We start from the raw sequence: 13,455 nt of genomic DNA, 5'->3' as shown, positions 1-13,455 counted from the left end.
CGGCTCCTGGTACTTCCACTGCTCGGCGCCCAACCTGTTCGGCCGCTCCGAGCGGATCCGCCGTGGCGGTTTCATCTCGCAAGCCGCCGCCCGAACCACACGCGGGTGTCGTGCCCGCGCTCCTCGCCGGGCGAGCTGATCGACGCCGACCGCAGTCCGCGCGCCAACCGCTCACGGCAGATCGCGCACGCATCGACCGGGTGCTGCGCTCCTTCGGCCTCCCCTGATACCTACTGCTCAGCACGGTCCGTGAGGCGCAGCTCGCGCCCGAGCTGCCCCTCCTATAAGATCCGCGACCATGGATTTTCATGATCGATTCCGGCATGCGGCGAGCGGCGAAGGTTTCCCCGAGGAGGAAGTCGCCGCCTTTGCCAGCGTGCTCCGGTTTCGGATCGTCGCCGGCGAACACGAGGCGGGCCCTCGTGCCGGGAGGCTCGGCGGGCTGCCTCAGCTACCGGCCGATATCGCCTGGCCGTCGGACACCAACGGCAGCCCACTGCCGTACCGATTCTTCCTGGACTGCGCGGCCTTGCCCACGATCCCCGGCATCGCGCTGCCCGCCACGGGTTCTTTGCTGTTCTTCCTGGACGCCGAATCGGCCATGGATGCCTGCTCCCCCGCCGGCGAGAAGGAGTTCGCGCGCGTGATCTACGTGCCGGCCGGCACCGAAACCGCGACGCGCGACGCAGCCGACCAGCAAACCGCCCCGGAACAGGACCTGTTCGCCACGATCCAGGCGCATCTGCCCGACTGGATCGCGAAGCCGGAGCAATACCTGCACGGCCTCAAACAGCAGATGGCCTTCGCCATGCCGCACCGCCGCGAGATGCGCGCCCTGGCCCTGCGACTCTGGCCCGAGCAGCCCTGGGCGCACACGGACGTCCAGGTCGGCGGATACAGCATCTCGGCGCAGAATCCCCCGGAATGGGTGCTCGCCGACGCCGACCGCAAGAAACAGATCAGCGCCCTGCCGTATCCGGAGAACACGGTCGCCTCCGACAAAGAGGAGTTTCGGGTGATGCGCGAATGGGTGCCGCTGGCCCAGTTCGGTGTACCCGAGGAAGAGTACGTCAACGGCCGGTTCCTGATTCGCCACGAAGACCTCGCGGCCCGCCGGTTCGACGAGGCGCTCTCCTTCAGTGAGTTCACCGAATGACCGACCAACAAGGCGGCAACCGTCGACCGGATCACTGAGCCTGAGCGTGCTGGGGCCTGGGACGCTTGCAGGCCGTCCCGCCGGGATGAGGCGCGAGCGCCGTTCGTCTTTCATCGTTACTCTTGGACTCATCTTCGGTCCGCCCGAGTCACGAAACTCTGAGCCGGAATTCATATGCGTCGAATGTCCCCTCCGCCGTACCTCGTGGTCGGCCGCGCCCAGCTGCTCGGCCTGCCCGGACCGAACGATGATCCGATCACTGCGGAGGCCGTCGGCGCCGCCATCGGCGACGAGTTCGCCGTCGAGTTCGACCCCCCATCGGTCGTCCACGGCGCAGCCCTCGACACCTTCGACCGGCGGCTGGCGGCGGCCGGGCTCGCCCTCTACCACCTGTCCGACCCGGCAGGTCAGCGGCTCGTGCTGATCTCGGAGAAGGGCGGCGAGCCGTTGACGACGCCGATCGCGGACGCGCGCTGGCCGGCGCTCGTGAGCGCCCTGCCAGCGGGTGGGATTCGTGACGCGTTGGCGCCCGTGGCGACGATTCGCGCTCTGATGGTGCTCGACGGGCAGACCCACCGGCTGCGCCAGGGCGCGCTGCGCAACGAGGATCGCAAGATCCTGGTCAGGTTCGAGCTGGTCGAGCACGCCACGGACGCGGCGGCGAGCACGTGGCTGAGCGTCAAACCCCTGCGTGGGTACGGCAACGAGGCGCGAAACGCGGCCCGCCTGCTCGCCGCGGCGGGACTGTGTCCGGTCAAGCCGGCCCCGGTCGTCCCGCCCCGCGACGACACCGGTGCGCGGCAGATCCGAATCGGCCGGTCCGCGCCGGCGACCAAGCTACTGGTCACCGAATGGTCCGCGTACCTCGCCACGATCCGCGCCAACGTTGCAGGGGTGCTCGACGACGTGGACACCGAGTTCCTGCACGACCTGCGGGTCGCGGTCCGGCGCACCCGTTCGACGCTGAAACTCGGTCGCCCCGCGCTGCCGGAAGGCGTGTCGGAGCATTGGGAGCCGGCGTTCAAGTGGCTGGGCGACCTGACCACCCCGGTCCGCGACCTCGACGTCTACGAACTGGGCCTGCCCGAGATGGCCGGCTGGCTGGTGGCCGCCGACGCCGACGACCTGCAGCCCTTCGCCGACCAGTTGCGGCGCCACCGGTCGGCCGCCCGGCGCAGCCTGGTCCGCGGGCTGCGCTCAGCCCGGTTCCGGAGCACCCTGTCCAGCTGGGAGGACACGCTGGCAGAGCTGTCCGGATCCGCGCCCGCCTCCGCGCCGAAACTCACCGTCGGCACGCTGGCGAACCGGAGCATCGGGCGAGCCTATCGGCGCGTGGTGCGTGACGGTGCCGCCATCGGACCCGGTTCACCGCCGGAGGCGCTGCATTCGCTCCGCAAGCGGTGCAAGGAGCTGCGCTACGCCCTTGAGCTGTTCGCGCCGGTCAGTGACGACACCGCCCGCAAGCGCGTGGTGTCCGACCTCAAGGACCTGCAGAACGTCCTCGGCCGGTTCCAGGACTCCGACGTGCAGCAGCAGACGCTCTACGGTTTCGCCGAACAGATGCGGGCGGCGAACGCACCCACCAGGGCCCTGCTCGCGATGGGTGAACTCGTCGCCCATCTGGGCACGGACCAGCAGCGGGCCCGCGCCGACTTCGAAAGGGCGTTCGCCCGGTTCAGCCGACCGGCCGGCCGGGACCGGATACACCTGGTGAGGACGGGCCGATGAAGGTGCTCGCGATGTACAACATCAAGGGCGGCGTCGGTAAGACGACCACCGCGGTCAACCTGGCCTACCTGGCGGCGCGCGAGGGGCAGCGTACGCTGCTGTGGGACCTTGATCCCCAGGCGGCGGCCACGTTCCTGTTCCGGGTGCGTCCGCGCGTGAAGGGCGGAAGCCGGGCTCTGCTGACCCGTGGACGCTCGCTGGCGGCGGCGCTGAAGGCGACCGACTTCGAGGGCCTCGACCTGCTCCCTGCTGACTTCAGCTACCGCAACATGGACCTCGAACTCGACGACACCAAGAAGCGGACACGACAACTCGGCCAGCTGATCAGCACCCTGTCCGGCGACTACGACATCGTCTTCCTGGACTGCCCTCCCAGCATTTCCCTGGTGTCGGAGAACGTCATGCACGCGTCCGACCTGCTCGTCGTCCCGCTCATCCCGGCGACCCTGTCGCTGCGCACCCTCGAGCAGCTGACCAGCTTCGTCGCCGAAGCCGGCGGCCACCAGCCGCAGGTCAAGGCCTTCTTCTCGATGGCCGACCGCCGCAAGAAGCTGCACCGCGACGTCATCGCCACGCTTTCCCGCGACCATCCCCACGTCGCGCAGACGATCGTGCCGGCGTTGTCGATGATCGAGCAGATGGCCGAGCAGCGTGCGCCCGTGCCCGCTTTCGCACCGCGCAGCCGCGCCGCGATCTCCTACGAGCAGCTGTGGGCCGAACTCCGCCCGTCATAGACCCGGCAAGCCGGCGAGCACTATCGGCCCGTCGCACGATGCTCGAACAGCCGCTCCCGTTGGACCTCACGTGACTTCAGCGCTGTCTCGATCCGGTCCAGTTGCTCCGGCGTGGCAGGCAGTGCGTACACCTCGCTGATGAACCGCGCGAGGTCCGGCCGATAGTCGTGCCCCCAGGCCCGGTAACGTCCGGGCACCTGCGCGTTCTTCATGTCGATCAGCAGTTGGAAGAACGTGGTGATCGGCCGCCACCGGATGCCCGGCGGGATTCCCCGAGGACTCGTCCCCTCGACGTCCTCCGGGCGCGGCCGGTCCGCGCCGAGCCAGCGGGGCGGCGTCGCGAGCAGGTCCAGCCCGAACTTGGTCACGCCGTCGTTGTCGTGGCTGAGCATGACGTAGCGCAGCCGGGCTCGGCGCTGCGGGGCGATTGCTGCCAGCTGGGCGTAGTCGTTGACCACGGCAATGGTGTCGCGGTCGACGTCGAGCCGGTCCGCACCGGTGACCTGGTGCATCCACCCGCTGCCGTACGGCGTGCCGATCCACAACGCGCGATCGATGCCCAGCGCCTCCAGACCCAGCGTGCCCCAGTGCAGGAACACGTCCTGGCTGGTGTGTGCGCCGAGGCTCTCACCGAACAGGACCACCCGCGGCCGCGGTTCCGGACGGCGTCCAACCTCCTGCAGGATCCTGAGCCACAGCAGCCGGTTCTGCTCGCGGGCTGCCTTGACCATGCCGAGCGACAGCGGCGACGGCCGCTTGGAATACTGCATCGTCACGGTGGCCACGTCGCCCAATGCCAGGTACTGCGCCGCCGCGACCGCCACATAGTTGACGTAGCCGGTGCCGGTCGGTGACACCAGCATGAGAAGCGAGCGGCGGAATGCGCCGGTGCGGTTCAGTTCCGCGAGCGCGAGGTCGACCCGTTCGCGTGCGGTCGGTGCGCTGTCGAGCCCGACGTAGACCTGCACCGGTTGCGCCCGGGCAGGCTGACCCATCACCGTCTCGATGGACAGGTCGGGCGTGCCGGCCGGGGCGTCGGGTACGGGCGCGGGCCGCACGTAGGCGAGCCCGTGCCGGCGGCCCTCGCGCCCAAGGCTTGCCCACGACACCAGGCTGCCCGGGCCACCGCTGATCGTCGGAGCGACCCACCGGGTCGCCTCGTCGGCCGCGAAGACCGGCTGGTCGGCCGACGTGTCCGCCTCGATCCGCCGCATCGCCCGATGCCAGAGAGCCGAACCGCCCACACCGAGGGCGAGCAGGAACGCACCGTGGCCCAGCAGCCGCCAGACCTCGACCGGGCCGGGCAGCGCCGCTGCCATCCGTCGGCCGAACTGATCGGTCAGCAGGTGTTCCGCATAGGCGGCTGCGCTCATGCCGGCGACGACACTGCCGGCCACGGACAGCGACCGTAGCGCCGATGGCGGGTCGGCCGTACCGGGTCGCTCCGATGTTCGTACCCGGCGGCGCTCCAGCAGGTAGGCGACGCCGAGCCCTGCCGGCACCGCGACGGGTAGAACGGCGATCCGCCCGCCGGCGCCGATCCGGGTATCCACCCACCGGGTACCCGCCTGGGCGCCGGTCAGCAGGACGCCACCCAATCCGGTCACGGCGGTCCGCCAGCCGAGCTGCCGCAGCAAGCCTCGTGCCATCGGCTCACCGGCACGCGGCGCAATCGCGTGCTGGATCGCCAGACCGGCCGGGATCGCGACGACATCGGCCAGCAGGGTTGCCGGCACTTGCGGTGCCGCCAACCTACCGCTATCGCCATCAGCGGAAAGCCATCTGGCGATCCCCCGCAACGCCTCGTGGGTACTGACCGTCAGCAGATAGTGCATCCCGATCGACAGTCCGGTGACCAAACCCTGATCGCCGGCGCTGCGGGGCGACAGCGACGATTCGAACGTCTCCGGCGCGAGCGCCGACGCGACCAGAAGCCCGACATTCGCCGCCGAGTCCGGCATGCTGACCGGTACGGTCGCCCCCTGTCCTGACATCGGATTCCTCGCTCCAGATCGGCACAGCGAGTCAGGCGTCGGCCTCGTCCGCTGTCGGATTCGTCATGGCTATGGCGAGGCCGAGTGCCTCGGTGATCGCTGCCGCGGCCCGCAGCACGCGCGGCGCTCCGACGATCGGCGCGACGGCGACCAGGACATCTTGAACGTCGTCGAGTTTGACACCGGACTCCACCGCCGGGGCGACATGCAGCAGGTAGGAAGCCGGTGGTGCGTCGACCGCGACCAGCGCGGCGATCCGGACCATGAGGAGTGCGGCGGGGTCGAGCTCGACCCGGGCCAGCGACACCGCGTTGATATCAGTCAAGGCCTCGAGGACGGGGGCTTCTCCGGTTGCCATCGACGTCTCCTTTCCCAGAAGCGGACGCGAGTCGTCCGGTCGCGCAGCTACAGGTTCGCTTGACGGCGCGGGGTTCTCCTCATCCGAAGAGGATGAAGCGTCATCCGTCGAGCGCACCGGGCAGGATCACCGACTCTTCGCCGCCGGGCGGTGTGCGTGAGCAGGCTAGGAACTGACGCTCGAGCCTCCGGCGTGCGGCTCGTCGCGGCCTACGGTCGATGTCACCGTGGTCGACCCGCTTCCCGTCGCCCGTCGACGCCACGGCAAGGTTCCCTCCAACTCGACTTCCAGAGAGAAACTCAGGAACGTGCGGACGAGAACGATCAACCCGAGCGTGACGGCGCTTTCCAACGTGCGGTCGACGGTGATCGTCAGCACGATGTCCGCGATGATCAAGACCTCCAGGCCGAGCAGGATGGCCCGGCCGATACCCTGCCGGGCCTGCTGATAGGCGGCCCGGGCGCCGTCGCGACGGGCGTTGGCAGCCGCCGATACCAAGGCCACCAGAGAACCGACGACCAGGATCGCGACGCCGGCGATCTCGAAACCGTTGACGACCGTTTCCATCATGTCGTGAAGGCTCATCCCGGGCTCCCCGACGCTAGGTCATCGAATCCACATTGAGTTTGTGGTGATCGATGAAGAAGAGTTTGCACGCGATCTTGACGTCGCAGTCGGCAGTTGCCGTCACGACTTGGCCGGTGACGCCGACATGGCTACCGAGGGCGGCGCGGGCCGCTGCTGCAGGGCGCGTTCTACGGCAGTGATCGTGGCCGCGTCCACGGTTCCGGTGGGTTCGACGCCCAGGGCACTCTGGAACGACTTGAGGGCTTCGGTCAGCGCCGCGGTCCACGTGCCGTCGACCGGACCGGTCCAGAAGCCGGCCAGCTTCAGGGTCTGCTGCACCGCGGCGGTTGCCGCGGTGGCCTGCTCGGCCGCGGCTCCGCCTTTGGCCCGCAGGTCTGCCTGCAGCGCCGCGTCGGTGGCCTTGTCGACGGTTCCGGTCTCGGCAAGGTCGTGAGCCTTCTGCAGGGCCTGAACAGCCGCGACCGTCGCCGGCCCGTATATGCCGTCGACCTTTTCCTGGTAGTAGCCGGCCTCGGCGAGGGAGTTCTGGATGGCCGAGGTGTAGTCGCCGGCCCGCTGCTGCTGGTCTTCGTTCAGGCAGCCGGCTTCGGCGAGCAGCCGTAGCCACGAGACCTCCAGCGCGACGGCCGCCGCGTTGAATCGCTCGGAGGCCTGCCTCAGCGGTGTCTGGTCGGTGATGCCGTCCTGCGCCGCCGCGAAGTCGGCCTCGGCCTGTTTCACTCGGTTCACCGTGGTTTCGGCCACGGGCGCCTCGACCGAGGGTGAGGCTGATGGTATTGGCGGCGCGGCCGGTGCAAGTGACGCTTCGGCGCGGACCGAAGCCAGGGCCGCGGTCGCCTCCGCCAGTTCCTTCTCGGCCGTCGTCACGTCCTCGCGGGCGGCAGCGACCTGCTCGGCAGCGGCGGTCACGTCAGACCGCGGGTCCGCCAGATCGGCGCCGGCTTCCTTCACGTCGCCGACGGTGGGCGCGGTCTCGTTGATGAGGTCGCCGTAGCGGTCCAGTGCGGTCACGTAGGAGGCGCTGCTACGACAGGCGGCATCGACTCGGGTGGCAAGCTCGGCGTTCGCCGCGGCGAGCGCCTCACGCTTGTCCGCCACCTCCTGCTCGGCCCTGCGCAACTGGCCGTCACCGTCTCCGGTGCCGCAGCCGGCCAGCGCAAGCGCCATCGCGATCAGCAGGATCCGTACGCGGGCACGCATCTCAGCGACGGCCGTTCCGGCGCCGAAGCAGGACGACGACACCCGCGACCACCAGCAGTAGGGGAAGCACGAGTCCCCACATCAGCCATCCGTTCATGCGAGCCTCTTCCTGGCAGCGGTCTCGGCCCGGCCAGGGTCCCAACCCGGCGCCCCCGGCGGCTCATCCCGGTCGGGTGAGCCGCCGTCAGCGAGGCGAGCTGCGGACCCCCGCAGTGCCACGCGGTCACGTCGCGGGTTCGGATGCGAACAGGGTCAGCCCGAGCCGGTGCGAGAGGTACCGTGCGGTCAGCTGGCCTTTGACGCTGTTGCCGAAGCCGTCGAGCGGCGGCGCGAATGCGGCTAAGCCGCCCTTGCCGGGTGAGACGACGATGATCCCGCCGCCGATCCCGCTCTTGCCCGGCACCCCGACGTCGTAGAGCCAGTCACCGGAGGACTCGTACAGGCCGGAAGTGGCCATCACCGCGAGCGTGTAGTGACAGACCGAGCTGTCCACCACACGGTCTCGGGTCCGCGGATTGACGCCGCCGTTGGCTAGGGTGGCGCCCATAACTGCGAGGTCGATGGCGGTGACCCGCAGGCAACTCTGACGGGTGTACAGGTCAACAGCCTCGACCGGATCGCAGCCGAGCAGCCGATAGGAGTGCAGCAGGTCGGCGAGGGCGCGGTTGCGGTGGTTGGTCGCCGACGCGGACGCATAGACCTCGTCGTCGAGCGGCAGGTCCCGGCCCGCGAACCGGGACAGCCCGTCCTGCAGGAACGCCCATTTGGCTGACGCGGTGGCGCCGGGCGCGAGGCTGGCGGTGACGATCGCGCCGGGGTTGACCATCGGGTTGGTCCGGCCGTCCGGGCCGCGTTCGACCGCCGTGAGCGAGTTGAACGGCAGCCCGGTGGCGTTGACGCCCAGGTGCCGACGGATCCTCTCGGGCCCGGCCGTCTGGCACACCAGGGCGAACACGAACGGCTTGGCCACGCTCATGATGGTGAAGCCGTGCTCGGCGTCCCCTACCGCGTACAGGCCGCCGCGGGCGCCCGCCGCGCAGATGCCGAACAGGTCGGCCGGGACCCGGGCCAGGGCTGGGTAGACCCGTGAGCACTCGCCTCCGGTATGCGTCCGGTAGCGCTCGTACGCCTGGTTGAGTGAGAGCCGCACCTGATCCGGCGAGGGCAGCTCGCCGGTCGAGACGTACGGTGCGACGTCGTTGTCGAGAATCTCCATCGATCACCCCAGGGATGCGCCTGGCGCCCACGCGGGCGCCGAGCACCGTTTCACCATGCCGATATCCAGAGTCGGTGCACCCCGTTCGGCCCGGCTCATCCTCATCGGATGACGTCGGGCAACCGGGTCGGTACGACAATGGCAACGTGGCGGAGGAGGACTGGCGTGAGCGCCGGATCGAGGTCCAGGGGCGTCCGGTGTTCATCCGTATCGGCCCTGAGGTGCCGGGATCCGTTCCGCTCGTTCACGTACACGGCTTCGCGGTGTCCGGAAGGTACCTGTTGCCGACGGCCCGGGCGCTGGCCGGGCGCGCAACGACGGTCGTACCCGACCTTCCCGGCTACGGCCGCAGTGCGGCCTGGGGACACGCTCTCGGAATCCCCTCTCTGGCATGGGCGCTGCTCGAGGTTCTCGATGCGCTCGGTCTGGAGCGGGTGTTCCTGATCGGTAACTCGATGGGTGGACCGGTGTCGCTGGAGGTGGCGCACAGCGCGCCTGAACGGGTAGCCGGTATCGTGCTCGCCTCTCCCGCAGGCGGCATGCACAACCAGCCGCTCGGCCGGGCTCTACTGCAACTGGCCCGCGACGTGCGCCGCGAGAGCCCGCGGATGATTCCCGTCGTGCTGCCCGACTATCTGCATTTCGGGCCGGTCAACGGTCTGCACCTGTTCAGCGAGCTGGTGCGGTTTCCCTCACTCGAGCGCCTGCTGCGTACGCCGGTGCCCACCCTCGCCGTGCTCGGCAGCCGCGACCCGCTGATGCCGCCGATGGCGCGAGTACGCGAGCTCGGCCGGCTCGCCCCGCCGCATCTGACGGTGGTAGTGATCGACGGCGCAGCGCACGCGATGAACTTCAGCCACCCGGGCGAGCTCGCTCACGTGATCAGCTGCTGGCTCGACGGCACAGACATCACCGATGACCCGGACCAGTCCGGCGTCGCGCAGGTCCTGCGAATCGGCCACGAGAAGCGTGATGGCGGCGGTGCGCCCGGCAGAGGGCATCCGGGTTGAACCCGGCCCGGTCAGGCCGCGCTGACGCTGGGGGTGGCGGTCAACTCCGTCGCGCGGGCGAGTCGCCGCAAGGCGAACCCGATCAGCACCAGGACGAGGCCGAGGCCGGCGGCCAGTACCGCGACGCCGAAGGCGACCACTGAGGTGAACAGCGAGGCCTGCAAGAACGACGCCGTCATCACGGACTCCCGGTTGGGATCGTCCCGGGGCAGTTCTGCATACGTCTTCCCGCCCGCCATGTCGCTGGCGTGGTCGGCGATCACCATCGCCTCGGCGTACGCCTCCCACGGCTGCGAAACGTGCTCTCCTGCGAAGTAGGCGGCGTCATCCGAGACTGTGATCTTCTGCGCGGCCAAGGTGGAGCTGACCACGCTGTACGTGAACACGCCGGCGACTAGGAGAACCGAGCCCGCGATGATCACCAATAGTCCGAGCAGAGGGACCGCTCCGGTCCGGCGGTTGGTAGCTGCCATGTCCTGACGGTCCCGAGGAACCCGTCGATACATATCGTCCGTAGTGGATGAAACTCAATCCGGAAGCGATGAGATCCTTCGCCAGCCGGCCGGCTTCGAGCGACGCCGCTGTCGCTGTGGTCTCATCGGGGTAGCCGATGGCGACAAGAGTTGCCATGACCGCCTCCTTCCATAGCCGCGCGTCTCTGTCGTGTCGCCGCGGCACGGCACGGCGGCGTCCCGATCAGTGAGCCACGGAGAGCCACGGACCCGCACCCAGCCGATCCAACGCCTTCGCCAACGACGTGGTCCCCGTCCGGCCCCACCCGGCACCGATCACCCGTATCGGACGATGATGGCATTCCCCGGTGCCTAGACGCCCACTGCCAATGCCCCAGCACGTGAGTGGCTCTCAAAATCACTGATTTGATCATCCCGGCCGCGCGACGATCATCGCGACGGCCCCGCCCACGTGGCGTCTCGGATCGGCGGCGGCCTCACGCGGAAGACGAGGACAACGCCAGAGATCACGATGAGGTATCGCTCGTCAGGTCGCTGAGCTGTAGGTGCTCCATCTTGTCGTTCGGTCGCCGGACCGGTAGGTGCGCAGGCGGTGCTCCCACTGCGGGCGAAGGGCAGGACTGCTGCCCAGTACGGGCACAATGCTCGTCACGAGTTTTAGTTCGCGGACTCGGCGCAGGACGTTGAATCCCGGCCAGCTCAAGATGTCGAACCCGTATCGATCAGCGAGGTCGCCGTACGCATCGCCGGCGTAGTCGAAACGCAGCTTGCCGACCGCCAGCGGCGTGAAGTCCCACTCGCGAGGGCCGACGCAGGTGGAGTCGAAGTCGCAGATCACCGGGCCGTCCGGGCCGGGGATGAGGTTGCCCATGAAGGCGTCACCGTGAATAGGTCCCCGGGGTAGCTCGAACGTCAGGCCGGCGAGTTCGGCTTCCACCTGATCACATTGGTCCTTGAGGTAGCCGACGACCTCGGCGGCCACGCCGTCAGGCTCCTCCAGCCGCTGCCGGATCTCCTCCATCGGTGACCACTCGGGCAGCCCTCCAACCGGAGGCGGCAGGGCATGAAACGCCGCCAGGATGTTCGCCAGATCGGCACCCGTTGGGGCAGGTCCCACTGGGGCTACCTCTCGCCAGAGAGTCAGCCTGAGCCCGTCGATCGTAATCGGCTGTTCCAGTTCGGGTACGAGCCGAACGGCGGGCACGTCGTTTACCGCCAGCCATCGCGCGACCTCGATGACCTTGTCGACCCTCGTGGCCATGGTCTCGGAGCCAGCGATGCGAACGACGACCCCGGCGTCAGGAAGCCGGAAAACGGCATTGTTGGTGAACTTGATCAGTTCAGCGTTGGAGACGTCGAGCCCGGCTATCCCACGCAGTGCCTGCAGAACCGCGTGCAGTCTGTCTCGGGTCATCCGACCCTTTTGCCGCTCGCCGTCGTGCCGTCGCGCTCCCATCCTGCCTGCAGAGTAGCAACGCGCTGGGCCAGCGCCACCGCCCGTTCATCCCGAGGATGGCGCTCAGCGGCGGCGAGCAGTGGCGTCAGCCTGTCGATGGTTCTCACTGAACGCATGCGCTCAGCAAGGTCAACCGCCTCGTTGCCGGCCTGTGCGCCGAGGTCAATCTCATCGTTATCGAGGTAGACACTGGCGAGCGCGGTGAGTTCGAACGTCCGGCTGCGCGTCATCCCGTCCGCGCGCAGATTGAGGCTGCCAGCCAGGTGAGTGATGGCCGCCCGGGCCGGATCATCCGTCTGCCCAGTCGGGGCGAGAAGGCCGTAGACCATGCCCATGAGCGCGTGCAAATCCGCGGTACCGAAGAAGCTGACCCAGCCGGGTACATGATCGGTCCGGGGCCTCGTGAACTCGTCCTGGGCTCGCCCGAGCGAGCTGAGCGCTTTGTTTCGGTCGCCCATCAGCGCGTAGGCCCAGGCTTCGTTGGCGCAGAGCATCGCGATGGTGAGCGGGTCGTCCGCGTCCTGTGCCACGAGTTGACCAAGTTGAAAGAACTTCAGGGCTTCGGCGATGTAGGCCCGGTGGAGGTGAAGCCGGCCGAGCCGGTAGAGCACATTGGCCGCCAGGGACAGATCTTCACACTCTCGCGCTTCCTCCAGCGCCCGCGCAAAAAGCCGGCGGCCCGCAGAGAAGAGGCCGACGTCGAAGGACGTCCAGCCAGCCAGGTTCTGGAGATCGGCGAGTGCCAGACGCAGCCTTAGCTTTGCCTCGCCGACGATGGTGGCACTCGTCAGGATGGCCCGGACGTAAGCGGTCTGGGCCAGTACGGCATCGCGGCAGGCTCCCCCGCCGTACTGATAGTCCAGTGCTCGCAGCACACCGATGATGTGTTCGTGCTGCGTCACGTCGCTGAATCCGACGTGAGTCGGCACGGGAGTAGGAATCCGGCTGCTCGGCTGCCACCAGCGGGACGCCTCCCGCGACGAGACTCCCATGGTGATCGTGGCGGAATGCGACAGCAGCTGCCGCACTTCGGTGAGCTCGTCAACGGGTACGGCATTCGCGGCGATCGTGGTCTGCCAGGCCGGGGACTCATCCGTGTCATATGCCAAGCCCATGTATCCGCGAGGAACGCCGAGTCCGTCGGCAATGCGCACGAGTAGGTCGTACGCCATCACCTGTCGCCCTCTGACGATCTCGTATACCTCGGAGGGCGATTGCCCAGTCATCGCGGCGATCCGCCGTTGGGAGAATCCACGCTTTCCTAGAGCCTTGTAGACCGTCGCAAGATCACGTACACGCAGCGCAGCACGTACCTCTGGGTGCTCCCAGGTCACTGGCGGCGGCCTGTCGCCGTCGGACCGCTCAAGATTCACGACGAACTCCGGAGGGGTTGAATGAGTTGCTCAGGATAACGCCCGCGGCACTGATTCACATACGGCTGCTTAGCGTTTCTGCCTAGCCGCACTAGGCGCCCGCCTGATTAGCGTAGGCGATCGTTTTCACGACTTACTTAGCGGCCATTGTTGTTGCCATTCTCGTAGC

Annotated in this window: 13 protein-coding genes; 4 read left to right on the top strand and 9 right to left on the bottom strand. The window is 68.4% G+C overall.

What is annotated here, in order from left to right:
• Positions 1-298: 298 nt before the first annotated feature.
• The 3 genes from AB0F81_RS26575 to AB0F81_RS26565 all read left to right on the top strand — a co-directional run bounded on the left by AB0F81_RS26575 (position 299) and on the right by AB0F81_RS26565 (position 3,618).
• Positions 299-1,156, top strand: a complete 858-nt coding sequence (locus tag AB0F81_RS26575; RefSeq protein ID WP_360201454.1) for a YwqG family protein — start codon at positions 299-301, stop codon at positions 1,154-1,156.
• Positions 1,157-1,339: 183 nt separating this feature from the next.
• On the top strand, positions 1,340-2,884 hold the full coding sequence (locus AB0F81_RS26570; protein WP_360201453.1) for a CHAD domain-containing protein: 1,545 nt from the start codon (positions 1,340-1,342) through the stop codon (positions 2,882-2,884).
• On the top strand, positions 2,881-3,618 hold the full coding sequence (locus AB0F81_RS26565; protein ID WP_360201451.1) for an AAA family ATPase: 738 nt from the start codon (positions 2,881-2,883) through the stop codon (positions 3,616-3,618). Before AB0F81_RS26570 ends, AB0F81_RS26565 begins: the two co-directional genes overlap by 4 nt.
• 20 nt (positions 3,619-3,638) lie before the next feature.
• Here AB0F81_RS26565 and AB0F81_RS26560 read toward each other — a convergent pair whose 3' ends face one another.
• The 5 genes from AB0F81_RS26560 to glsA all read right to left on the bottom strand — a co-directional run bounded on the left by AB0F81_RS26560 (position 3,639) and on the right by glsA (position 8,974).
• Positions 3,639-5,579: an alpha/beta-hydrolase family protein gene (locus AB0F81_RS26560; protein WP_360201449.1), complete on the bottom strand. Its 1,941-nt coding sequence runs from the start codon at positions 5,577-5,579 to the stop codon at positions 3,639-3,641.
• 64 nt (positions 5,580-5,643) lie between these two features.
• The gene (locus AB0F81_RS26555) at positions 5,644-5,970 is read right to left on the bottom strand and encodes a carboxymuconolactone decarboxylase family protein (protein ID WP_360201448.1); all 327 of its coding nucleotides are present in this window, start codon (positions 5,968-5,970) and stop codon (positions 5,644-5,646) included.
• 165 nt (positions 5,971-6,135) lie between these two features.
• Positions 6,136-6,555: a DUF1622 domain-containing protein gene (locus AB0F81_RS26550; RefSeq protein ID WP_360201447.1), complete on the bottom strand. Its 420-nt coding sequence runs from the start codon at positions 6,553-6,555 to the stop codon at positions 6,136-6,138.
• A gap of 102 nt (positions 6,556-6,657) precedes the next feature.
• Positions 6,658-7,725 carry a peptidoglycan-binding domain-containing protein gene (locus tag AB0F81_RS26545; protein WP_360201445.1) on the bottom strand — a complete coding sequence of 356 codons (1,068 nt, stop codon included), beginning with the start codon at positions 7,723-7,725 and terminating at the stop codon, positions 6,658-6,660.
• Between the two features lie 256 nt (positions 7,726-7,981).
• Entirely contained in the window at positions 7,982-8,974 is a 993-nt protein-coding gene (gene glsA / locus AB0F81_RS26540; protein WP_360201443.1) for a glutaminase A, read from the bottom strand.
• Positions 8,975-9,120: 146 nt separating this feature from the next.
• Here glsA and AB0F81_RS26535 point away from each other — a divergent pair, with 146 nt between their 5' ends.
• Positions 9,121-9,984: an alpha/beta fold hydrolase gene (locus AB0F81_RS26535; protein WP_360201441.1), complete on the top strand. Its 864-nt coding sequence runs from the start codon at positions 9,121-9,123 to the stop codon at positions 9,982-9,984.
• Between the two features lie 11 nt (positions 9,985-9,995).
• Here AB0F81_RS26535 and AB0F81_RS26530 read toward each other — a convergent pair whose 3' ends face one another.
• The 4 genes from AB0F81_RS26530 to AB0F81_RS26515 all read right to left on the bottom strand — a co-directional run bounded on the left by AB0F81_RS26530 (position 9,996) and on the right by AB0F81_RS26515 (position 13,247).
• The gene (locus tag AB0F81_RS26530; RefSeq protein ID WP_360201439.1) at positions 9,996-10,457 is read right to left on the bottom strand and encodes an aromatic ring-opening dioxygenase LigA; all 462 of its coding nucleotides are present in this window, start codon (positions 10,455-10,457) and stop codon (positions 9,996-9,998) included.
• A 223-nt stretch (positions 10,458-10,680) separates the two neighbouring features.
• On the bottom strand, positions 10,681-10,776 hold the full coding sequence (locus AB0F81_RS26525; RefSeq protein WP_360201437.1) for a sulfotransferase: 96 nt from the start codon (positions 10,774-10,776) through the stop codon (positions 10,681-10,683).
• 207 nt (positions 10,777-10,983) lie between these two features.
• Positions 10,984-11,871 carry an aminoglycoside phosphotransferase family protein gene (locus tag AB0F81_RS26520; RefSeq protein WP_360201435.1) on the bottom strand — a complete coding sequence of 296 codons (888 nt, stop codon included), beginning with the start codon at positions 11,869-11,871 and terminating at the stop codon, positions 10,984-10,986.
• Positions 11,868-13,247 (bottom strand): helix-turn-helix domain-containing protein, encoded by a 1,380-nt coding sequence (locus AB0F81_RS26515; RefSeq protein WP_360201479.1) that lies wholly within the window; start codon positions 13,245-13,247, stop codon positions 11,868-11,870. The genes AB0F81_RS26520 and AB0F81_RS26515 overlap by 4 nt, the downstream gene beginning before the upstream one ends.
• Positions 13,248-13,455 lie beyond the last annotated feature (208 nt).

Origin of the sequence: Actinoplanes sp. NPDC024001, from assembly GCF_040638955.1 — a bacterium.
Taxonomy (GTDB): domain Bacteria; phylum Actinomycetota; class Actinomycetes; order Mycobacteriales; family Micromonosporaceae; genus Actinoplanes.
This window is presented reverse-complemented; position numbering and strand designations above follow the sequence as displayed.

What these genes read in the sequence shown, in the direction of transcription:
- AB0F81_RS26575 (WP_360201454.1), top strand. Translation starts at nt 299, where the DNA reads ATGGATTTTCATGATCGATTCCGGCATGCGGCGAGCGGCGAAGGTTTC.
- AB0F81_RS26570 (WP_360201453.1), top strand. Translation starts at nt 1,340, where the DNA reads ATGTCCCCTCCGCCGTACCTCGTGGTCGGCCGCGCCCAGCTGCTCGGC.
- AB0F81_RS26565 (WP_360201451.1), top strand. Translation starts at nt 2,881, where the DNA reads ATGAAGGTGCTCGCGATGTACAACATCAAGGGCGGCGTCGGTAAGACG.
- AB0F81_RS26560 (WP_360201449.1), bottom strand. Translation starts at nt 5,579, where the DNA reads ATGCCGGACTCGGCGGCGAATGTCGGGCTTCTGGTCGCGTCGGCGCTC.
- AB0F81_RS26555 (WP_360201448.1), bottom strand. Translation starts at nt 5,970, where the DNA reads ATGGCAACCGGAGAAGCCCCCGTCCTCGAGGCCTTGACTGATATCAAC.
- AB0F81_RS26550 (WP_360201447.1), bottom strand. Translation starts at nt 6,555, where the DNA reads ATGAGCCTTCACGACATGATGGAAACGGTCGTCAACGGTTTCGAGATC.
- AB0F81_RS26545 (WP_360201445.1), bottom strand. Translation starts at nt 7,725, where the DNA reads ATGGCGCTTGCGCTGGCCGGCTGCGGCACCGGAGACGGTGACGGCCAG.
- glsA (WP_360201443.1), bottom strand. Translation starts at nt 8,974, where the DNA reads ATGGAGATTCTCGACAACGACGTCGCACCGTACGTCTCGACCGGCGAG.
- AB0F81_RS26530 (WP_360201439.1), bottom strand. Translation starts at nt 10,457, where the DNA reads ATGGCAGCTACCAACCGCCGGACCGGAGCGGTCCCTCTGCTCGGACTA.
- AB0F81_RS26520 (WP_360201435.1), bottom strand. Translation starts at nt 11,871, where the DNA reads ATGACCCGAGACAGACTGCACGCGGTTCTGCAGGCACTGCGTGGGATA.